This is a genomic window from Acinetobacter sp. YH12096 (genome assembly GCF_013419215.1).
In the GTDB taxonomy this organism is placed as follows: Bacteria; Pseudomonadota; Gammaproteobacteria; order Pseudomonadales; family Moraxellaceae; genus Acinetobacter; species Acinetobacter amyesii.
Map to the genome: position 1 here is coordinate 1 of NZ_VPAM01000003.1, position 19,611 is coordinate 19,611.

Annotated in this window: 23 protein-coding genes and 1 pseudogene; 13 read left to right on the plus strand and 11 right to left on the minus strand. The window is 40.4% G+C overall.

Annotated elements, in window-relative coordinates; all coding sequences use genetic code 11:
• Positions 1–107: 107 nt before the first annotated feature.
• On the minus strand, positions 108–653 hold the full coding sequence (locus FTU36_RS01350; RefSeq protein WP_180066218.1) for a hypothetical protein: 546 nt from the start codon (positions 651–653) through the stop codon (positions 108–110).
• A 4-nt stretch (positions 654–657) separates the two neighbouring features.
• Positions 658–1,434 (minus strand): hypothetical protein, encoded by a 777-nt coding sequence (locus FTU36_RS01355; RefSeq protein WP_111885928.1) that lies wholly within the window; start codon positions 1,432–1,434, stop codon positions 658–660.
• 356 nt (positions 1,435–1,790) lie between these two features.
• Here FTU36_RS01355 and FTU36_RS16665 point away from each other — a divergent pair.
• Positions 1,791–1,979: pseudogene (locus tag FTU36_RS16665) on the plus strand (transposase); the annotation flags it as partial.
• A 438-nt stretch (positions 1,980–2,417) separates the two neighbouring features.
• Here FTU36_RS16665 and FTU36_RS01360 read toward each other — a convergent pair.
• The gene (locus FTU36_RS01360) at positions 2,418–4,130 is read right to left on the minus strand and encodes an electron transfer flavoprotein-ubiquinone oxidoreductase (RefSeq protein WP_067764047.1); all 1,713 of its coding nucleotides are present in this window, start codon (positions 4,128–4,130) and stop codon (positions 2,418–2,420) included.
• 194 nt (positions 4,131–4,324) lie between these two features.
• Between FTU36_RS01360 and FTU36_RS01365 the strand changes: the two genes are divergently transcribed.
• From FTU36_RS01365 to FTU36_RS01385, 5 genes are all read left to right on the plus strand, one after another.
• Complete coding sequence (locus FTU36_RS01365; RefSeq protein WP_168377951.1) at positions 4,325–4,933, plus strand: DUF1285 domain-containing protein; 609 nt, start codon at positions 4,325–4,327, stop codon at positions 4,931–4,933.
• A gap of 49 nt (positions 4,934–4,982) precedes the next feature.
• Complete coding sequence (gene murI, locus FTU36_RS01370) at positions 4,983–5,870, plus strand: glutamate racemase (protein ID WP_168377950.1); 888 nt, start codon at positions 4,983–4,985, stop codon at positions 5,868–5,870.
• A 122-nt stretch (positions 5,871–5,992) separates the two neighbouring features.
• Complete coding sequence (locus FTU36_RS01375; RefSeq protein ID WP_180116667.1) at positions 5,993–7,021, plus strand: DUF4062 domain-containing protein; 1,029 nt, start codon at positions 5,993–5,995, stop codon at positions 7,019–7,021.
• Positions 7,022–7,086: 65 nt separating this feature from the next.
• The gene (gene hemH, locus FTU36_RS01380) at positions 7,087–8,109 is read left to right on the plus strand and encodes a ferrochelatase (RefSeq protein ID WP_180116668.1); all 1,023 of its coding nucleotides are present in this window, start codon (positions 7,087–7,089) and stop codon (positions 8,107–8,109) included.
• A gap of 12 nt (positions 8,110–8,121) precedes the next feature.
• Positions 8,122–8,766 carry an MBL fold metallo-hydrolase gene (locus FTU36_RS01385; protein ID WP_078189772.1) on the plus strand — a complete coding sequence of 215 codons (645 nt, stop codon included), beginning with the start codon at positions 8,122–8,124 and terminating at the stop codon, positions 8,764–8,766.
• A gap of 93 nt (positions 8,767–8,859) precedes the next feature.
• Here the strand turns inward: FTU36_RS01385 and FTU36_RS01390 are convergent, their stop codons facing one another.
• A complete protein-coding gene (locus FTU36_RS01390) occupies positions 8,860–9,045 on the minus strand; it encodes a DNA gyrase inhibitor YacG (protein WP_078189771.1) in 186 nt (61 codons plus the stop codon).
• An 83-nt stretch (positions 9,046–9,128) separates the two neighbouring features.
• Here FTU36_RS01390 and FTU36_RS01395 point away from each other — a divergent pair, with 83 nt between their 5' ends.
• The 3 genes from FTU36_RS01395 to FTU36_RS01405 all read left to right on the plus strand — a co-directional run bounded on the left by FTU36_RS01395 (position 9,129) and on the right by FTU36_RS01405 (position 11,475).
• On the plus strand, positions 9,129–9,779 hold the full coding sequence (locus tag FTU36_RS01395) for an SAM-dependent methyltransferase (protein ID WP_180116718.1): 651 nt from the start codon (positions 9,129–9,131) through the stop codon (positions 9,777–9,779).
• 6 nt (positions 9,780–9,785) lie between these two features.
• Positions 9,786–10,991 (plus strand): TIGR03862 family flavoprotein, encoded by a 1,206-nt coding sequence (locus FTU36_RS01400; protein WP_180048800.1) that lies wholly within the window; start codon positions 9,786–9,788, stop codon positions 10,989–10,991.
• A 73-nt stretch (positions 10,992–11,064) separates the two neighbouring features.
• Positions 11,065–11,475, plus strand: coding sequence for a GFA family protein (locus FTU36_RS01405; protein ID WP_180048801.1), 411 nt, complete (start codon positions 11,065–11,067; stop codon positions 11,473–11,475).
• A 128-nt stretch (positions 11,476–11,603) separates the two neighbouring features.
• On the opposite strand, the gene FTU36_RS01410 is transcribed toward FTU36_RS01405, so the two are convergent.
• Positions 11,604–12,179 carry a hypothetical protein gene (locus FTU36_RS01410; protein WP_168377944.1) on the minus strand — a complete coding sequence of 192 codons (576 nt, stop codon included), beginning with the start codon at positions 12,177–12,179 and terminating at the stop codon, positions 11,604–11,606.
• A gap of 9 nt (positions 12,180–12,188) precedes the next feature.
• On the minus strand, positions 12,189–12,965 hold the full coding sequence (locus FTU36_RS01415) for a class I SAM-dependent methyltransferase (RefSeq protein WP_180108796.1): 777 nt from the start codon (positions 12,963–12,965) through the stop codon (positions 12,189–12,191).
• 116 nt (positions 12,966–13,081) lie between these two features.
• Here FTU36_RS01415 and FTU36_RS01420 point away from each other — a divergent pair, with 116 nt between their 5' ends.
• The 4 genes from FTU36_RS01420 (at position 13,082) to FTU36_RS01435 (ending at position 16,202) form a co-directional block, all read left to right on the plus strand.
• Positions 13,082–14,353, plus strand: a complete 1,272-nt coding sequence (locus tag FTU36_RS01420; protein WP_180116719.1) for an alpha/beta fold hydrolase — start codon at positions 13,082–13,084, stop codon at positions 14,351–14,353.
• 124 nt (positions 14,354–14,477) lie between these two features.
• The gene (locus FTU36_RS01425; RefSeq protein WP_180002912.1) at positions 14,478–14,669 is read left to right on the plus strand and encodes a hypothetical protein; all 192 of its coding nucleotides are present in this window, start codon (positions 14,478–14,480) and stop codon (positions 14,667–14,669) included.
• 97 nt (positions 14,670–14,766) lie between these two features.
• The gene (locus FTU36_RS01430) at positions 14,767–15,720 is read left to right on the plus strand and encodes a 2-hydroxyacid dehydrogenase (protein ID WP_180116669.1); all 954 of its coding nucleotides are present in this window, start codon (positions 14,767–14,769) and stop codon (positions 15,718–15,720) included.
• Between the two features lie 56 nt (positions 15,721–15,776).
• Positions 15,777–16,202 (plus strand): hypothetical protein, encoded by a 426-nt coding sequence (locus FTU36_RS01435; RefSeq protein WP_180116670.1) that lies wholly within the window; start codon positions 15,777–15,779, stop codon positions 16,200–16,202.
• Between the two features lie 30 nt (positions 16,203–16,232).
• Here the strand turns inward: FTU36_RS01435 and FTU36_RS01440 are convergent, their stop codons facing one another.
• The 5 genes from FTU36_RS01440 to FTU36_RS01460 form a co-directional block, all read right to left on the minus strand.
• The gene (locus tag FTU36_RS01440; protein WP_180041819.1) at positions 16,233–16,742 is read right to left on the minus strand and encodes a hypothetical protein; all 510 of its coding nucleotides are present in this window, start codon (positions 16,740–16,742) and stop codon (positions 16,233–16,235) included.
• 111 nt (positions 16,743–16,853) lie between these two features.
• A complete protein-coding gene (locus FTU36_RS01445; protein WP_180116720.1) occupies positions 16,854–17,342 on the minus strand; it encodes a hypothetical protein in 489 nt (162 codons plus the stop codon).
• A gap of 260 nt (positions 17,343–17,602) precedes the next feature.
• On the minus strand, positions 17,603–18,250 hold the full coding sequence (locus tag FTU36_RS01450; RefSeq protein ID WP_180116671.1) for a hypothetical protein: 648 nt from the start codon (positions 18,248–18,250) through the stop codon (positions 17,603–17,605).
• Between the two features lie 352 nt (positions 18,251–18,602).
• Positions 18,603–18,992, minus strand: coding sequence for a hypothetical protein (locus FTU36_RS01455; protein WP_078189759.1), 390 nt, complete (start codon positions 18,990–18,992; stop codon positions 18,603–18,605).
• Positions 18,993–19,098: 106 nt separating this feature from the next.
• On the minus strand, positions 19,099–19,383 hold the full coding sequence (locus FTU36_RS01460) for a DUF3060 domain-containing protein (RefSeq protein WP_180116672.1): 285 nt from the start codon (positions 19,381–19,383) through the stop codon (positions 19,099–19,101).
• Positions 19,384–19,611: the final 228 nt, after the last annotated feature.

Below are 19,611 nucleotides of genomic sequence, written 5' to 3' on the forward strand. Positions count from 1 at the left end.
GATTATTGATTATTGATTATTGATTATTGATTATTGATTATTGATTATTGATTATTGATTATTGATTATTGATTATTGATTATTGATTATTGATTATTGATTATTGATTATTGATTATTGATTATTGATATAATGTCGTCTAAATAATAGTCCTGAGGGTTATTTTCAATAGTGCTTTTAATTGAATCATTCTTTGAGTTAAAGATATAGTTTTCATTGCTTGAGAAAACAAATAAAGTTGTCCCAAAGTTTTTACTGTAAATAGGTTTTGTATAAGTATCTTCCCAGCATAATTTGGAAAAATTAGATCTAGGTGTTATTAGGAAATTATTGGTTATTTTATTAACAGAAGAAGAGAGTTGATTTTTCTGTATTTCGTATTCTGTGACATTTGAAATTATATTATCTTTAAATTTAATGGTATATGTGTTTTTTAATTTAAGATTGTTTTTTTGGTTTGGGCCTAAGCATTTACTTAAACTCTCTGAAAAAAAATCATTATTGATTTTATTGTGCACAAAGTTTAAATTTTTTATTTTAAAACTATTTCGTAGTAGATCTATATCAATATTTGTAGGTGATATATCATTTTTTTGAAAAGTACAGCCAAAAAGAAAAATGGCTCCTGCTATTGTGTAATTTTTTATTTTCATAATTTTATTTATTTGGGACATTTAATTGGAAGATTATAGCATCTAGGTTGGCATTTAGATTATTTCGACCTCTATAATGTCTAGTTGCTCCAACAATATATTGACAACACTTAACATCCAATTCTGGACCATAATATTTTCTTGCACCACCATTATCCTCAATAAATAAAAAAAGTGGTTTGTTATTGTTTCCACTTAGGCGAATACCACCGCCACCAACAGATAGTGTTGATATTTTAGATACAGCTATTATGGTTGAGTGATATCCGTAAGCAATACCAACAGAAAAAAACATTAGTGAATTATCAGGGGTTAATTTACTTAAAGCTGCTGAAATATTAGCAGATACTGACTTCTCAACATCATTATCTAATATGTCTGCAGCTGTAGTGAATCTTTTAGTAGTGTTTTTAATAGTAGGTTGAATATCTTTTAAGCGTACAGCGTACCCTTTTTTGACTAATGTTTCAGTTGCTTGAATCATTGTATTATTTGTTGGTATTGATTTGGGTGAATAACCCGCATATAAGGCATTGATATTGCTTGCTAAAGCATTTAAACAACACATGCTACAATTTCTAGTTGGATCGTCTAATCCTTGAATTCCGTTCTTAACTATTCGATTAAGATCATGAACTGTCCATTTTTTTGTAATTTTAACATTTTCAATATTTTGAAGAGTGCCATATCTTGTAGGAACATTTGAAGATCCGTATGAATTAGTTGCTCTTCCTGCTGTATCATATAGGCCAGCAAAAGGATTGTTTCTTTGTACAGTCATTTAAATCTAAGTTCTATTTATATTTTTCAATAGTAGAAATTATAATCTAAAATTTATTAGATAAATACTCGTTTAAGTACATTTATGTTTTTTAAATGTTACATTTTTAACTTTTATGTATATCATATTTTCTTAAATGCCACATCTTGTAATGTTTTGAAATATATTCTAGGTTAGCGTCTCGAAGTGGAAGTAAACTCCTTAGTTTATGAGAAATTTCATAGATTAACTACGTTTTTAATAAAAATTGGCTTTGTTGTACAAGGAGATATTCTTAAAGGCTTCTTCAGCAATATAATTCCCGAATAAAGATGCTTGCACTCAAGGCCTATTGTACAACCAATTGGTCTTCTTGAATAAAGCGAGCGAATATTTCGATTGGGTTTGATTCTCGGACTCAATAGTATACTCAGCCATTAGGTGAGCATGGACGAAATCAAACCTATTTCGATATAATAATTTAATACTGTTTGATCAAATTTCTATTTCGCCTTTCTTTACGTATGATTACGGATTTCGTAAAAAGTATCATAAAACTTTGTGGTTAAGATTGGATAGTACAATATTACATGTCCATTTGTACAAACGCCTATTAAAATTGATATATTGAACAAAAATTTAACTTAATATTATGAGTGGATTTTTGAGATTGAAAAAGAAATAATTTAGTTGGTGAGCTTGTTGGTAATCCTAATTTAAATGAATAATATAGAATTCAATTTATTAAAATTGGTTTAAAATAGTTGGGTGTTAAGTGGAAAGTTTTTAGGTTTTTTGTAATATTAATTTTCTTAGCCCTATTAGCTTTTACTTATATTAAATCTAGTGGATTAGAAGAAGAGAGTAATTCAAATAGTTTTATTACGTATCTGTTTGCGGGTTTATTTATTTTATATTTTTCTATTTAAAAAATCTCACCTGGTTATGTTGAAGCTTAATAAATAAACCCGCATTAAGCGGGTTTATTTCAATCTCAAAAGAGATTACATATTAGGATAATTAGGACCACCGCCACCCTCAGGTGTTACCCAAGTAATGTTTTGAGACGGATCTTTGATGTCACACGTTTTACAGTGTACACAGTTTGCTGCGTTAATTTGGAAACGCTTAGAACCGTCATTTTCTTCCATAATTTCATAAACGCCAGCAGGGCAGTAGCGCTGAGCAGGCTCATCCCATTTTGGTAAGTTCACATTTACAGGAATAGAAGCATCTGTCAATTTCAAGTGAGCAGGTTGGTTCTCTTCATGCACCGTATTTGATACGAATACTGAAGACAAACGGTCAAATGTAATTTTACCATCTGGTTTTGGATAATTCGGTTTGAAGTTCGCAGCATCGACAGTTTTTAAAGCGCTGAAGTCGGGCTGTAAGTCATGCAGCGTGAACGGCACTTTAAAGATGTTTTGATCAACAAAGTTGAACGCACCACCCATCCATTGACCAAACTTATGCATAGCAGGGCCGAAGTTACGAGAGTTATATAACTCTTCTTTCAACCAACTGTTGTTGAACTTGTCTGTGTACGCAGTTAACTCTTTAGCGAAGAAGTCTTCACCTTCAGTCACACGTGCAATGGCAAGGTCACCACCTTTTTCCACACCCGCAGCAATCGCTTCAAATACAGCTTCACCGCACAGCATGCCTGATTTCATTGCTGTATGAGAGCCTTTGATTTTCGCAAAGTTTAGGAAACCTGCGTCATCACCAATTAAGCTACCACCTGGGAAAGTGAATTTAGGTAGTGAGTTGAAGCCACCTTTTACAACCGCACGTGCGCCATAAGAAATACGCTTACCACCCTCAAGATATTGCTTGATCAGTGGATGTGTTTTCCAACGCTGCATTTCCATAAATGGATACATGTGTGGATTGGTGTAAGACAAGTCAACAATCATACCCAACGTCACTTGGTTGTTTTCAGCGTGGTATAACCACCAACCGCCTGAAGAACCTGTTTCACTTAAAGGCCAACCTGCACCGTGCATCACCAAACCTGGCTTGTGCTTAGCAGGATCGATTTCCCAAAGTTCTTTAATACCAATACCATAATGTTGCGGATCAGCATCTTTATCTAAGTTGAACTGAGCAATCAGACGTTTACCCAAGTGACCACGACAGCCTTCAGCAAATAATGTGTATTTGGCATGAAGTTCATAGCCAGGAGTAAAGTTATGCGTTGGTTCGCCATCTTTACCAATGCCCATGTCACCAGTCTGAATACCTTTCACAGTACCATCTTCGTGGTAAAGGATTTCAGACGCTGCAAAACCTGGGAAAATAGACACTTCTAATTCTTCAGCTTTAGCGCCCAACCAACGAACCACATTACCTAACGAAATAACATAGTTGCCATCGTTATGCATGGTTTTAGGCACCATCCAATGTGGTGCTTCTTGTGATTTTTCATCAGACAATAAGAAGAAGGTTTTATCTTCAGTCACAGGCACATTTAACGGTGCGCCTTGTTCTTTCCAATCTGGGAACAATTCATTCATCGCGCGGGGTTCAAGCACAGCACCCGATAGAATATGCGCACCCACTTCGGAGCCCTTTTCCACGACACAAACGGACAGATCGTTTAGGTTATTTTCAATTGCAAGTTGACGAATTTTAATCGCAGCAGATAGGCCGGCAGGACCTGCACCGACGATAACTACGTCAAACTCCATCGATTCACGTTCGATGTGTTCCATGTAGGACTCCTCATATTTCGGAAGGTGGCATCCATTCAATTCATTTAAATGGTGCTGCCATGAGTGTTCTTAATGCCCAGACACAATTTTTCTATCGTGTCTTTGATATTGTGGGCTAGTATAGTTTTAAACCGAGTTCTAGCCAATTGGCTGAATCATATTATTTTTCCGTCACTAAGGTATTTATTAGGCGGATGAAGCAGCAATTGAACGAAAACCCGACGAAAAAATTCATTAATAGGGATGATAGAAATTTAATGAACATTGCACAATACTTAAAAGATGGACAGTCCGGTCACAAAAGGTCAATCCCTCCATTAGATCAATGGCATCCAAAGCATTGTGGTGCAATGGATTTGAAGGTTTTAGCCAATGGAGAATGGTGGCACGATGGTCAATTGATCAAGCGGCAAGCACTCATTGATCTGTTCTCAACCGTGCTTTGGAAAGAAGATGGGAAATTCTATTTAAAAACCCCTGTGGAACAAATTGAAATACAGGTGGAAGATGAGCCTTTATTTGTCAATCAGGTGGATCACGTTGAGATTGACGCTAAAAACTATATTCAATTCACCACAACCACCCAAGACCTGATTATTGTTGATCAGGAACATCCGATTTTTATGCGTGAATATCAGGGTGAACTACGTCCTTATGTGCATGTTCGTTTTGGTATAAATGCCTTAATTCAACGTGCTGCATTTTTTCATTTAGTCGAGATGGGTGAGCTGCTTGAAAATGAGCAAGGGGAGTCCATTTTAGTGTTACAAAGTGGTGATTTGCACTTGCAATTAGGCACCTGAGGTTTAAGCTTTCCACCTTGTCATTCTGAATCTAAATTAAAGTGACCCTATGACCGCCATTCATCCCATTTACCCCTTAAATGTACCCATGCCAAAAGCGACTGCTGATGCGCCTATTGGGGTATTTGACTCAGGTATTGGTGGTTTGTCTGTTGCGTTGGAAATTGCACGTTATTTACCGAATGAACGGATTGTTTATTTTGCAGATACGGCACATGTCCCTTATGGCCCGCGTCAAGATCAGGACATCCGTGAACTGACTGCACATGCGATTGAGTGGTTATACCGTCAGGGGTGTAAAGTCGCGGTGGTGGCATGCAATACGGCATCGGCATTTAGTTTGGATTATTTGCGTGAACACTACGGTGAAAATTTTCCGATTATTGGCTTGGTTCCAGCCTTAAAACCTGCGGTATTACAGACCAAAAGTAAAACTGTGGCTGTCCTCGCAACGCCTGCGACTTTTCGGGGTAAATTAATCAAAGATGTCATGCAGCGATTTGCTGAACCTGCAGGGGTGCAAGTTTTGTCAGTGACTTCTTTGGAATTGGTGCCCTTTGTTGAAGCGGGGGCGCAAATGACTGAGCCTTGCCTGCAGACATTAACTGAGATATTACAGCCAGTTGTAGATGCAGGTGCAGATTATTTAGTGCTTGGATGTACGCATTACCCCTTCCTAAAATCGGCAATTCAGTATATTTTTGGTCAGAAGCTGACATTAATTGACTCAGGATTTGCGGTTGCACGACAAACAGCCCAAATTTTGATTAAAAATGAGTTATTATTTGAGCATAACCGCCAAGATTCACTGCGTATCGAATGTTATGTCAGTGGAAATAATGCGGAAAACTTAACACCTGTGGTAGCACGCTTAATTCAAGATGATCAAATCACTTGGAAAATCTGCAATATTCAGGCGGCAAGTTTAGAATTTTAATCATTGTGATTGAACGATTTTAGATAAAACAATTTAAATCTATTTGGGGTAGTCATGCTGTATGTTTCAGCAACCACTTTTTTGAGTGCTGGATATAGCGTGCAACGGGAAGAGGATCTCTAATGCTCGATAAGCGTTATCAAGTATTCATTTCCACATCTGGCAGTGAAATGCAGCCAGAACGGATCATTTTGGCTCAGACGCTTGTAGGGATGGGTTTTTTCTCTTGGGGGTTGGAACAGCGCACACCATTAAGTACGGCTTTTGCGCGTCGTCAAATTGATGACTGTGATTATGTGGTGATCTTACTGGGTAGTCAGTATGGCGAGCAGTCTGTTTCAGGTGTGGGTTATATGCACCTTGAATATATTTATGCAGTGACGAAACAAAAGCCGGTCATTGTGTTTATGCATGAAGATCCAAATTCACGTGATCTTTCTTTGCATGATGAAAAGCCTGAGCTACGTGAAAAATTCAAAGACTTTCGTAAGCTATTGCAAAATGAAGTGGATCAAGTCTTTAGCTATCGAACCTTGCGTGATTTAGAAATGGCAGTGCGATTGAACATGCCGCAAATGCTAGAGCGCTATCCTGTTACAGGTTGGGTGCGTCCACAGAATACTCAAGCTTTACATGATGAAATTGATCGTTTAAAAGCCCAGTTAGTTCAACTCGAAACAGAGTCTGGAAAACGCGAAGTTGATCCGTTCTTATCTTTACCAAAAGTGTCGATGCATGAACTATTTTCATTTGAATACCGCATGCACGCTTATCAAGATGGTAATTTCAAAGAATTAAAAGTACAGAAGAAAATGACGTGGGCGCAGCTCTTGTCGATTTTAGGCGCAACCTTTGTTAACCCAACCCCTGAAGAATTCTTCTCTAAACGAATGAATGAGTTTTTGAATGAAACAGGTCTGGATGATGCACGTATTGAGATGCCACGTGCTCATGCGGTTGCGCGGGCACAAGTGAATATTCGTGCTTTACACAGCATTAAAAGCCAAATGCGGCAGAATGACTGGATTGTGCCCAATGGCCGAGATGATCGTCAGCGGATGTTGTGGCAAGTGACCAGTAAAGGTCAAAAATTACTAGAAAGTAATTTGCTTGATAATGATCGAGTTTTTCAATTTAAATCTACATATTAATCTATTTTATTAAATGGATAAAAAGCTGCTACATTAGCGTCATTCAAATTGATGGAAAAAGCGTAATGTTGCCTGTCGAGAAAGCTAAAGTCACCATTATTCTGGCGAATCTAGGTACGCCTGATGCGCCAACTGTGCCCGCAGTGCGTCGTTTTCTGCAACAGTTTTTGTCAGATCAGCGGGTGATTGAAATCCCGAAACCGATATGGCAAATCATTCTACGTTTGTTTATTTTGCCATTTCGCCCTAAACGTGTTGCACATGCTTATGACATGGTTTGGGGTAATGATTCGCCCATGCGTGAAATTTTATTTGAGCAAGTCGCCACAGTAAAACAGCATCTCACAGCAAAATATCCAGAATTTGAACTGAATGTGATTCCGGCCATGACTTATGGTAATCCGGGGATTTCTGCCGCTTTAGCGCAATTGGCTGAGCAGCCACAAGACCACATCGTCCTGTTTCCACTATTCCCACAATATTCAGCAACATCGACTGCACCGCTATATGATGCGATCGCACAATGGATTCCGCAGCAACGCAATTTGCCGGGCTTGAGTATTATTCGTGATTACTATCAGCACCCGCTATTTATTCAAGCTTTAGCGCAAAGTGTGCGTGATTATCAAGCGGAGCATGGGGTCGCGGATAAGTTATTGATGTCTTTTCATGGCATTCCACAGCCTTATGCAGACAAGGGTGATCCCTATGCTGACCGTTGCCGTGTAACAGGACATTTAGTCGCGCAAGCGCTTGGTTTAACTGAAGATCAATATGAAATCAGTTTCCAATCTCGCTTTGGTAAGCAAGAATGGGTGAAACCTTATACTGATGCCACTTTGGACGCATGGGGCAAACAAGGCGTGAAATCGGTACAGGTTATGAGCCCTGCATTTTCAGCGGATTGTTTGGAAACGCTAGAAGAGTTGGCGCTGCAAAATGCTGAAATTTTCCAAGCTGCAGGCGGTGGTGAATATGGTTATATTCCTGCATTAAACGCGCGGGATGATCATGTCGCATTGCTCAATTTATTACTTCAAGCTAATCTTGATGCCTTAAAGCAAACATTAGCCCATTCATCGCCTTGAGGTTTTCGCCCTATGTTGCAAGTTAAAATCGTGCCCGTTACGGCATTTCAACAAAACTGTTCCATTGTTTGGGACTCTGAGTCGAAAGAAGCGGTCTTGATTGATGCAGGGGGAGAGCCTGAAAAATTAAAAGCCGAAGTTGAAGCGCTCGGTTTAACGGTCAAAGCCTTGTGGTTAACGCATGGCCATTTAGACCATGCAGGTGCGGTTGGGGCATTAACCCAAGCTTGGAATGTTCCAGTGATTGGCCCGCATAAAGAAGATGCGTTTTGGTTGGACATGATTCAGGAGGTTTCTGCGAAATACGGTTTCCCGATCCCTGAAAATGTCCATGTGACCCAATGGTTGGAAGGCGGCGAAACCTTGAAGCTGGGTGCAGAAGAGTTTGAAGTTCGTTTTGCACCGGGGCATACACCAGGTCATGTCATGTTCTATAACGCAAAATATGCCGTGCTTTGGACGGGGGATGTGTTATTTAAAGGCTCGATAGGCCGGACAGATTTTCCACGCGGTAACCATCAACAATTACTCGACTCCATTCAGCGTGAATGTTTTAGCTTGCCGGATGACACGCAGTTTATTTCAGGGCATGGTCCAATGAGTACCATTGGTTATGAAAAACAACATAATCCTTTCGTTGCTGGTAAAGCGGGTTAAGCAACTAGATTGAGAAACTTAAATTAACAAAACAGGAATCCAAACGGATTCCTGTTTTATTTACCTAAATAATAGGGTTATGCACTTGAGTCCTTAGAATTGGTCTTCTTCACGGCCACCATCGGCCTGAGGTGCATCTTGTGTCGGCAGACGATATTCATCATTGGCCCATGCACCGAGATCAATCAATTTACAACGATCTGAGCAAAACGGGCGATATTCATTATTTTCCCAAGTCGTCAATGCGCCGCAGCGTGGACAATTCATGGTGGTGGGCATGCTTAACTCCAGCAAAAACGGATGATTCAATTAGGCAAATACAGTCGCAGTTGTTAGACTTATGCCGTTCTGTTTAGTTTGATCTGTTTATGCCTATTCGTCAATTTCAAGCGCAGCGTATGCGAGCTCCCCGTGATTTTCAGCCGATTGATTCCACGCCGATTTGTGTGGAAATTGGGGCTGGTAAAGGTAAACATGCATTATTGTTTTCAGCCAATCACCCTGAATTTCAATTGATTGCTGTTGAGCGGACACGTGAAAAATTTGTGGCAATGCAAAAGCAGCATCAACTTGAAGGGCAAAGCAATTTAGCTCCAGTTCATGCTGATGCATTGCCTTGGGTAGTACATGCCTTACATCCTGCGCAAGTACAGCAATTCTTTATTTTGTATCCAAACCCTGAACCGCATAATCCTGCACAGCGCTGGTTAAATATGCCGTTTTTTGAATTTTTATTGTCGCGTTTGCAGCCGGGTGGTCAGATTACCTTGGCCAGTAATATTCCTGAATATATTGAGGAAGCGCAGCAGCAGTTAATCGATGTTTGGAAGCTACCTTTTGTCAAAGAACGCATTGCAGAGACTTCAGCACGTACACACTTTGAGATTAAATATCTAGAACGTGGTGAGTTGTGCCAACAATTATTGGTGACTAAACCCGCTGGCTATACCACACGTTTTGATGATTTTCAGCCGCTACAAGGCAAGCAACCCACCGAAGCATCTGCGGAATAATTGGGCATGACTCAGCGTATTGCAATCATTGGGGCAGGTCCTGCGGGATTGATGGCGGCGGAAGTGCTTAGCCAATTTGACTATGACATTCATGTTTATGAGCAAAAACCATCGGCAGCCCGTAAATTTTTAATGGCGGGCAAGACGGGGCTGAATATTTCGCATGCAGAACCCGTTGAACAATTTGTGCAGCGCTATGATCAAGTGGAATGGCTGAGCCCATGGGTTAAGCAGTGGGATGCAGCATGGATTCAACAGTGGATGATGGGGCTGGGCATTGAAACCTATATTGGTTCATCTGGTCGGGTCTTTCCTATTGAAATGAAAGCTGCGCCTTTGCTGCGAGCCTGGTTAAAACGTCTTAGTCTAGACGGGGTGCAGTTTCATTATCGACATCAAGTTTTGGACTTACAGTCCAATCAGCTAACGATTCAAAACCTTGTTGATGAATCAAGTCAAGTGCTTGGCTTTGATGCGATTATTATGGCATGTGGCGCAGTGTCTTGGTCACGTTTAGGCAGTGATGGCGCATGGCAAAAATGGCTGCAGCCTGAGAGCATTGAAACTTTTCAAGCCAGTAATGCTGGCGTGGAACGCGCTTGGTCGAAGTTTATGCAGCCTGTGTTTGGACAGCCCTTAAAGCGAGTCAATGCATGGGTCGATCAAGCCGAGCCGACCCAAGGCGATATCATCATTTCACACTATGGGCTGGAAAGTGGATTGATCTACAAACAAGGTCGAGCACTGCGTCAACAGGTGAAATCTGCTCAGCCCATGCAGCTGACTTTGGACTTATTGCCAGATCAAAGTGTTGAGCAATTGGCAAAGAAACTACAGCCTTCGAAAAAGCAGTCTTTAACCAATGTTTGGCGTAAAGCCGGTTTAGATGCGGCGAAAGCTGCGCTGGTCCGTGAACTGGTGGATAAATCTTTTTGGCATGAGCCGGCCTTACTAGCAGCGAAAATTAAACATTTAGATATTCAACTTGACGGATTTCGCCCGATAGATGAGGCGATTAGCTGCGCAGGTGGTGTGAAGCGTTCAGTCCTAAATGATGGCTTACAATTGAAGAGCAATCCTGCAGTATTTGCTTGCGGTGAAATGTTGGATTGGGATGCGCCTACTGGAGGCTATTTACTAACAGCCTGCCTTGCAACCGGTCGAGCAGCGGGTGAAGGGGTTCAAAACTATCTGGTTTCTTTGCAGAACTAAGCGCTTCAAATTGTCACAATCTTGCTGAGGAGTTGTGATATTTTGAGATGAAATTCTTCTAAGAAAGACCACTATGCGCGTACAAGAACAATATACCGGAAGCTGCTTGTGTGGAGCGGTTTGTTATGAGATCAATGGTCCGGTCGGTGAGATCATGCAATGCCATTGTTCTCGGTGCCGCAAAGCCAATGGTACAGCATTTGCGACCAATGCCCCGATTGCTAAAGCAGATTTTAAAATTGTAGCCGGTGAGCAGTTTCTGAAACAGTATGCGTCTACCGCTACCACACAGCGCTGTTTTTGTAGTGAGTGTGGTTCGCCGATCATCAGTATAAAGGCTGAAACGCCTGATTATTACCGCTTACGTATAGGCACCTTAGACACGCCTCTGACACAGAAACCAACCTGTCATATCTTTGTCGCATCCAAAGCAGAATGGGATGATATCGCAGGTGATTTACCACAATATGCTGAACGACCATAGCGAAAATCAAGATTGAGCAATCACATCAAGGGCAGGTTTGCACCCTTGATGTTAAGTAATAAGCTCGTATCGCTCTCTCATTCATCCAAGTTGAATTTGGGTGAATAGATTGCAACAGGGTTGGAAGATTAAGGCTGTCGAGTTTTTTGTAGTTCAGGATATTGTTCCTGCCAATGTCCCAATTGTTCTTGAGCATGAATAAACTGACCGAGACCTTTGACACTATCACTAGGATTTTTTAACTCGCCATCGGCTGCTTGATTTTTCTCACGATAAATTTGTGATTGATTGTCCCAGTACTGATACATCAAACCTTGAATATAACGGCCTTGCTCAGTTTTCATTTCGAGTTCTTTGAGCATATTCAGCGCCGACTGGATGTTGTCACGCTTACGCTGTGTGGCAAATTCATCGGTGAGTTTTCCTTCCTCACGCAGTTTCATCAGCTCATCTTCCATCTCATCGCTAATTTGACTAAAGCTCTCGTCATATTGCGTCAGAAGCGTGAGGTCGTGTAGATCATCTGGGGTCTTGGCAAAGTTTTTAATAGGATCACTATTCAGTTCTTTCATGATTTGATCATCGGAACTGATTTCACTATTTTGTTCCACCGTTTTTGATGATTTTTCACATGCAGTGAGTCCTAGCACCGTACCCATGAGGAAGATGACACTGAGTTTTTTTAAAGAGATTGGCAAGAGCATAATCGTGTCCTAATGTGTTTTTCTAAAGATATAGACATGCGTGATATAGGGAAAATCAATGAAATCCTGCGCAGTCTTTTGGGTTGATTCAGCCACGATATTTTCAAATTGTTGTTTCAGTTTTTGTTGTTCATCCATGCTTAACGCTGCAATAAAACTGGTGGACAATAATCGTTTGGAAACCACGTGTTCCACTGTACCATGATGCACTTGTTGAAAGGTCGTTTCGGCAATTAATTTAAATGTTTGCTGCTGTGCAAACACTTTTTGCCATTGCCCACTATGATAACGTGGTGTGTCACCTTCGAGTACACTCAAGATATCAGCGAGTTGTTTGACCCAATTGACTTGGATATCACGTTGGTTCCAAATCAATACAAGATCCCCATGGGGAACTAAGATACGACTGATTTCATTGAGGGTTTCAGGGGTGGCAAACCAATGAAAAGACTGGGCACAAAATACCGCTGCCACAGAATGATCATGCAGTGGAATCTGATCACTTTGGGCGGCTAAAGTTGCAATATGCGGATGTTTTTTCTGCAATTGTTGCAGCATTTCATGCACAGGTTCGATCGCGGTGATATTTTCACTGAGTGGGCGAATATACTCGAGAAATTTGCCTGTACCTGAGCCTAAGTCCACCAGATGGGCTTGAGGGGCTAAAGCTAAATGTTGTTGTAGCCACGCACTGATTTCAATCGGGTAGTCAGGGCGGGCTTGTTGATAGAGTTCAGCTGCAGAGCTAAAGCCTTGTTGTGCGGCAGGATGTATTGAATGTGTCATATTCTGCACTTTTTAATCTGTATGGCCTCTATAAAATAGCATATTCGGAACAAGATAAACTTTGAATGCAACAAGGAAGGAAAAGCGTGACGCAACAAGGACTGGAGCAAAGTACAATGGAAAAGCACATCATTTTTGAAGATGATCAAATTCGTGTCATTTTTCAGCCTGGCAGTTCTAGTGAGCTTATTTTTTCCTTCGGTGATTTGATTACCCGTGCCAAGGGCTTGAGCATCAATGCAGAGAAGTCTTTGCAAAAATATGATTTTAATGTGATCGGTGTGATGCCGAAACAAAAATCGTGGTTTCCAGCATCGTCAATGCAGCCGATGTATCAAGCCATCAAGCCGATCCTTGATCAATTTGAGCTGCGAATTGCCTATGGTGGTTCCATGGGCGGCTATGCTGCCATTAAGTATGCCAATTTATTTGGTTTTCAGCGTGTGGTCAGTATGGTGCCGCAGTACTCCATCGACCCAGACGATATTGTCGATACACGCTATGGCATGTTCTTTCAACCCAATCTGCATGCCAATATGCGGGTGCTTGCTGAAGACGTATCGACTACACGTGAATATATCGTGGTGTATGATCCTTATTGTCCAGAAGATCGCGCACACTTTGAAAAACTACAGGCCTTAATTCCGCATGTGCATGTGTTACATCTGCCGTTTACAGGGCATGATGCCATTGCAGTGTTGGCGAGTTCAGAACTGTTAAATGATTTCTTGAGACATCCTTTTGATGCGCCGTATTTTTATCAAAAAATGCGTCGGGTTAAGAAAAACAGTAAATTCTACTATCGAAAAGTCATTGAAAATTTACTGACACGCCATCGTGATGCCTTGGGTGAAATTTTAAAAAGCAATTCGTTTCAGCTTGATCCACAATTTTTTGATGCCAAACAAAAGCAGACCTTATTACGGGTATTGTTTAATAACAAACAAGTCAGTGAGCAAGATCTGCAAAAGTTGGGGATCACAACTTTTGTGCCACAGGATAATCGTAACCTGTTACTCGACCAGTTTGAACATGGTTTAGTGTTTAATGTGATTAGCCAAAAAATTGAAAGCTATGCAGCCGGTGTGATTGCGCTGAATCACAAGTTTTTGATCCCTTTGCAGCCGAAGGGCACAGGCCTGGTATACGTACAAGTCCAAGATGAGCGTTACATGGTGGTGATGAATGACCGTCAGGTAATGAAACTGGTCTTAGCTCAAGATGAATTGGCGACAGGTATGCATCCGATTTTAATGCAGAAATATGTGGGCTATTACACGCTCAACTATAAAGAACTGCGTTTGAGTAGCGATGAATTTGGTCAAGTCTTCTTTGTCGAAAACCCCGATGCGTCTTGCCAGTTCGTGGTGCAGCCCGAACAGATTTAAGCTCGACATTTAGTTGAAAATCCAAAGCTTGCTAATTTGTAGGAAGAGATTATGATGAGAGAAAGGTAGTATAAAAAACAACCATACTGCCCAAAACATCATAAGGAATATGAGGGGTATCAGTATGCATTCAACACAGATGCTTGCTGTATTATTCATCTTAGTGCTGACCATGAGTTCAGCCTATGCACAGGGGGTTAGTTCAAGCATACTGATTTTTAGCAGCAGTATGTTGTTACTTACGATACTGACCATTTATGTCATACTCAAAATTCGAAATTCACTGCAACATCATCTCGATAAACCCGCGAAATAGCGGGTTTTTTTATATGCTGTTCGATTGCACTTTGGTGCATCACAGGTTTTAATCATCCACAATCGAATCTTTATAATCGACCAGAAGGGAAGCAGCCATGAAAGCGGTATTTCTAGATTATCAGTCTCTAGATAAACAGGACTTAGATTTTAGCGGACTAGACGCACAGTTTGATGAATTGACACTCTATCCCGCAACAACGGCTTCAGAGGTTGCCCAGCGCATACAAGGGGCTGATGTGATTATCAGCAATAAAGTACACATCAATGCTGAGCACATGCAGCTCAATCCGCAATTAAAACTGATCTTAATTTCTGCCACTGGCACCAATAACGTTGACCTTGTACACGCACAGCAACAAGGCATCGTGGTGTGTAATTGCCAAGCTTATGGCACCGCTGCGGTTGCACAGCATACCTTGATGTTAATGTTGAACTTGGCGACATCATTTCGACAGTATGATCGGGCGGTTCAACAGGGAAATTGGCAAAAAGCGGATCAGTTCTGCTTACTGGATTTTCCAATTATTGAGCTGGCTGGTAAGACTTTGGGGATTGTCGGCTATGGCGAATTGGGGCAAGCCGTGGCACATTTGGCTAAAGCTTTTGGCATGAAAATTATGATTGGTGCGCTACCGAATCGACCTATGGCAGCTGAGCGTGTGGCATTTTCTGAGATGCTAGCGCAGGTCGATTTTCTGAGTTTGCATTGTCCTTTAACAGAGGAAACCCGTGATTTACTCAATCATGAAAGCTTGGCTCAAATGAAAGCATCGGCCTTTGTGATCAATTGTGCACGAGGTGGTGTGGTTAATGAATCGGCATTAGCCGAGGCATTAAAATTAGGGACGATCGCAGGCGCAGCAACCGATGTCTTGACGGTTGAGCCACCCAAGCAGGGTAATGTGCTGCTCGACCCAAGTATTCCAAATTTAATTATTACCCCACATAGTGCATGGGGAAGCGTCGATGCGCGACAACGCATTGTGCAGCAATTGGTGGAAAATGTAGAAGCCTTTAAAGCGGGAATGGTCATTCGACAGGTCAATTAAAATCGAGTTTAAGGAACATTATTTTTGAACAATGCTCCATATAAATAGGGATGTCTATGCAAGTCGATCTTGCCAATAAAAAAAGTTTAAGAATATTTTGCATGCTGATTCTCTTTACCGCATGCATTACTTGGGCATGGTACAGTTATGTACTAAATATCAGTGAAAATCATTTATTCCAGAATCCTGATTTTGAAGTTCATAAATTCATGCCGACCTTACAAGTAGCGCTAGTTTCGGTATTTTTTATTGCGCATTTCGTCTTGGCGCTTATTGATTTTTTAAATCGCTATTGGTATTGGGGTCTATGGCTTGTTGTGGTGCCTATTATTGTGGGGCAGGTCTATTTTTCTGTCTTTGGAGAGGTTGCTCATATTGAGCATTTATCAGTCTGGGTTGACTATCCATTTTGCCTGTTGATGCTTATTCAAATCTGTACAGCATCGTTTGTACGTAGGCGATATCTCAAGCCTACTGCTTAATGCATTAATGTTTAATTTAATAGTTAAATTTCAGCATTTTTTCAAAAATTTAGCATTGAAATGATTTTTGATTTGCTCAAATTCAAGTTCAGTCTTGATACTGTTTGGCATCATGATTCGTAAATAACTTTTTTCGAGTTTAAAAGGCTCTTTGGTATTGGGTACAGGATTAAAGCCACCATTTGGGTAGATCAAATTTGTCTCATAGGCACGTAAAATCTGATCATTGTGAAAATAGAAACTTGTTAGGGATTGATTGGATTCACCAAAAACATAAAGATTAATTTTGCATTGACCATCGAGTTGATACAGTGTTGCTTCATTGCCTTCAGTCGATTTGTATTCTTCGTCATCTAGCATTTCTAAGGTTTGTAATAATTTACCTTCGGCATCATGGTTATATTGGTATGAATCGTACAATTGGGGGAAAATAGTCTGCAACTGTGGATAACTTTTCAACAATTGTGGAAAACGTTGTAAGCCAATCACAGAGCCAACACAGAGCAGAATACCAAGTAAGATACCAAATAAAATTCGCATTTTTTTCTCATTAATTCATTGTTTTTATAGGCATAGGCCAAAGACCAAAAGCATTCAATTTTGGTTTTAAAAAAGCCCAACCAAAGTTGAGCTTTTAAATGTGGTGCTAAATTATAAATCAGTCACTGGATAGGTCGTAGACGTTGAACTCGATGGATAGCTACTTTGTGGATATTGATTGTTATTTTGCCCCGCATTGTTGCTCGGAGCCGTATTGATTGTATTGCCTGAAGACGGTTCACTCAACGACTGTTGGCTAATGGGCGCAGGTTGGCTGGTTTTGCCTGTGATATTTTCACGGGTTTGCTTCAATTTTTCATTGACGTTTTGGGTGGCTTGCTGTGCGCCCTGATCAACCTGTTGTACTGTATTTTGAGTAGCAGTTTTCGTATTGTCCCAAGCTTGGTTGACCGAAGGCTTAATTTTAGAAATTCCACGTTCAGTCATTTCACCAATATTTTTAGCAGCACCGACCACGCCTTCTTGGGCTTTATAGGCCCACACATGCAATAAATTTGGATTATCGCCATAAGGGCTCACAGGTTTTTTCGCTTGTTGCTCAGTACTTTGCGCTGCCGTGTTTTCTTGTGCCCAAAGCATGGGTGTCGTGAATATTAAGCTTAGGCATAACGTTGCTTTTAATGAAATCTTCACAGCTTCACCTCTGAGTTTTATAGATTTTCTATCTGATGAATGGTTTTAACGCATTATAGGAAAAATTGCAGCGAAAAAAACTTGCCTTAGCAAAATCAATACAGCAAATGACAGCTTTGTACACGTTTGTATTTTGCATAAGGTAAAAAAGGCCCACCGAAGGGTGAGCCTACTCTCTGGAGGAGAGGGTATGAAAGCCAGTTTACTTATTTGTGAGCACCTAAGCTGGCTTCATGTGAGCTATGGACTTCAGCTTGTGCGACAGGCGTTTGCAACTGTACATTGCTACTGCCACTCACATTGGCTTCTTGACCTTTTTGGAAATTCGCTTTGGTTTGTTGCCATTTTTCACTGGCAAATTGGCGACCTTCCTGAGCTTTTTCACCTAAATAGCTCTTGGTTTGATCAACTTTGTTGTCGACATTGCTTTTACGTTCATCAAGTTTTGCTTTGTCTTTTGCAGCTTTTTCATCGAGCTGTGCTTTGCGCTCATCAAGCTTGGCTTTGTTTTGCTCAGCCTTAGCATCGATCTTGGCTTTCGCTGCATCCGACTTTTCATCTTTAGACTGTTTTAGCTCAGCCCATTTATTTTTTGCATTTTGCTTTTTGTCAGCACTGAATTCTTTGGTGTCTTGCCATTTTTCTTGGGTGAATGTTTTGGTCTTATCGACACCTTTTTCAATTTTGTCACCCGCTGTATGAGCAGACTGATTAATGTCTTGTTTTAGATTTTGCAGTACAGACGGTTGATGTGTTTCAACTTTCGCATTGGCTTCTACTGCGGTGTTCGCAAATAGTGGAGTGGTTGCGAATAATGCTGCGGTGATCAGTGTTGTTTTAAATAAAGGTTTCATCTTTGCAATTGTCCTCTTTTATTGAACGCCGCTGTTGCACTCAGCATTTGCGCTTTTGGAGCAGAGGACATCTTAAGAGTAAAAAAAAGCAAATAGTGGTTTTGTGCGATAAGTCACACAATGCGATAACAGCTCAGATACGCGGAAGTTTGAAGTGTGGAAACTTGGTTAAGTTAATGCAGTATTGTAATTTTATGAAAATACAGTGGCTTATATGTGTTTTGCGCGTTGCTGCGGTGTGGTTCTAGTTACGATCTTCATCATAAAAAATAATGGGTTTGAACGGATTATGGTTCAAGATTCAAGGAAAAATGAAACCATACCTCCATTTTGGAGATATGGTTTTTATTATTTATTCACATTGTGTAAGCGCATCTTTTGCAAAATGACCGCGTAATGCAAGGAAATTCTTTTGTACATCCGCCGCATTTAAATCAAAATTGTGCGCTGAACTTGTACCATCTTTAGCAAAGGTTGCTGTACCACCTGAAATTAGGGTTAAGCCTTTAAATGACCATTGTTCAACCGATTTTGCTTCTTCTAAATTGCCTGTAAATTCAATCACGCATTTATCTACAAATTTAGTCAGTTTTGCTTTGTTATCCGTGGTATCTGGGTAGACATCAATGTTTTGAACTTCTTGTAATACACCAGTTTCAAGTTGTGGAATCGTTGGTGCAGATGTACATGCAGAAAGTGTTAGACCCGCAAGACCAGTCAAAAGGAATGCTTTCAATTTCATAAGTTTCATTCTTGTTGAGTGTTGTTGGATTGAGTATAGGGAATTGGTGAATTATTGGCTATAGATTTAAGTCTTAAGCCCAAATTCAACTTCATTCACTTAATATTTAACGTTTATAGGCTGCACTTCCTGGACCAACGGCATTGATGCTGACTTGGCGTGATGGATGGGTGCTTTTTTGATAATACACTTTCGAATTTGGTCCATAAATATTGATTTTATTGACTGATTCTACATAGACCGTTGTATTTGGACCTGCAATAGTAATCATCGGGCAACTGCCTTTTAGAGTAATACGGCTATCTGGAGCAGGAATATTCACTGAGCGTCCTGCGCAATCATAACTTGCAACGGTATCAGGTGAAGAAATGATGATTTGAGAATGAGTCATTTCCGTTCCAGCATTTGCAGAAGAAATAGATAGGATCAATAATCCAAAGCTAAGTAATTTTTTATTCATCATAGGTATTTCATTTTATTCAGGTTGAGTTATTTTTAGCATGCCGAGATTTATTTGCTCAAGTCTTATTCAACTTTATTTAAAACGAGATATTGAGTGCAACAGCAGATCTTTTTCACATTGATGTATTAAGAAGTGATTTAGCTTGGTGATTGATCT

Coding starts and splice junctions, on each gene's coding strand:
- FTU36_RS01350 (WP_180066218.1), bottom strand. CDS start 653: ATGAAAATAAAAAATTACACAATAGCAGGAGCCATTTTTCTTTTTGGC.
- FTU36_RS01355 (WP_111885928.1), bottom strand. CDS start 1,434: ATGACTGTACAAAGAAACAATCCTTTTGCTGGCCTATATGATACAGCA.
- FTU36_RS01360 (WP_067764047.1), bottom strand. CDS start 4,130: ATGGAACACATCGAACGTGAATCGATGGAGTTTGACGTAGTTATCGTC.
- FTU36_RS01365 (WP_168377951.1), top strand. CDS start 4,325: ATGAAGCAGCAATTGAACGAAAACCCGACGAAAAAATTCATTAATAGG.
- murI (WP_168377950.1), top strand. CDS start 4,983: ATGACCGCCATTCATCCCATTTACCCCTTAAATGTACCCATGCCAAAA.
- FTU36_RS01375 (WP_180116667.1), top strand. CDS start 5,993: ATGCTCGATAAGCGTTATCAAGTATTCATTTCCACATCTGGCAGTGAA.
- hemH (WP_180116668.1), top strand. CDS start 7,087: ATGTTGCCTGTCGAGAAAGCTAAAGTCACCATTATTCTGGCGAATCTA.
- FTU36_RS01385 (WP_078189772.1), top strand. CDS start 8,122: ATGTTGCAAGTTAAAATCGTGCCCGTTACGGCATTTCAACAAAACTGT.
- FTU36_RS01390 (WP_078189771.1), bottom strand. CDS start 9,045: ATGCCCACCACCATGAATTGTCCACGCTGCGGCGCATTGACGACTTGG.
- FTU36_RS01400 (WP_180048800.1), top strand. CDS start 9,786: ATGACTCAGCGTATTGCAATCATTGGGGCAGGTCCTGCGGGATTGATG.
- FTU36_RS01405 (WP_180048801.1), top strand. CDS start 11,065: ATGCGCGTACAAGAACAATATACCGGAAGCTGCTTGTGTGGAGCGGTT.
- FTU36_RS01410 (WP_168377944.1), bottom strand. CDS start 12,179: ATGCTCTTGCCAATCTCTTTAAAAAAACTCAGTGTCATCTTCCTCATG.
- FTU36_RS01415 (WP_180108796.1), bottom strand. CDS start 12,965: ATGACACATTCAATACATCCTGCCGCACAACAAGGCTTTAGCTCTGCA.
- FTU36_RS01420 (WP_180116719.1), top strand. CDS start 13,082: ATGGAAAAGCACATCATTTTTGAAGATGATCAAATTCGTGTCATTTTT.
- FTU36_RS01425 (WP_180002912.1), top strand. CDS start 14,478: ATGCATTCAACACAGATGCTTGCTGTATTATTCATCTTAGTGCTGACC.
- FTU36_RS01430 (WP_180116669.1), top strand. CDS start 14,767: ATGAAAGCGGTATTTCTAGATTATCAGTCTCTAGATAAACAGGACTTA.
- FTU36_RS01435 (WP_180116670.1), top strand. CDS start 15,777: ATGCAAGTCGATCTTGCCAATAAAAAAAGTTTAAGAATATTTTGCATG.
- FTU36_RS01440 (WP_180041819.1), bottom strand. CDS start 16,742: ATGCGAATTTTATTTGGTATCTTACTTGGTATTCTGCTCTGTGTTGGC.
- FTU36_RS01445 (WP_180116720.1), bottom strand. CDS start 17,342: ATGCTTTGGGCACAAGAAAACACGGCAGCGCAAAGTACTGAGCAACAA.
- FTU36_RS01450 (WP_180116671.1), bottom strand. CDS start 18,250: ATGAAACCTTTATTTAAAACAACACTGATCACCGCAGCATTATTCGCA.
- FTU36_RS01455 (WP_078189759.1), bottom strand. CDS start 18,992: ATGAAATTGAAAGCATTCCTTTTGACTGGTCTTGCGGGTCTAACACTT.
- FTU36_RS01460 (WP_180116672.1), bottom strand. CDS start 19,383: ATGACTCATTCTCAAATCATCATTTCTTCACCTGATACCGTTGCAAGT.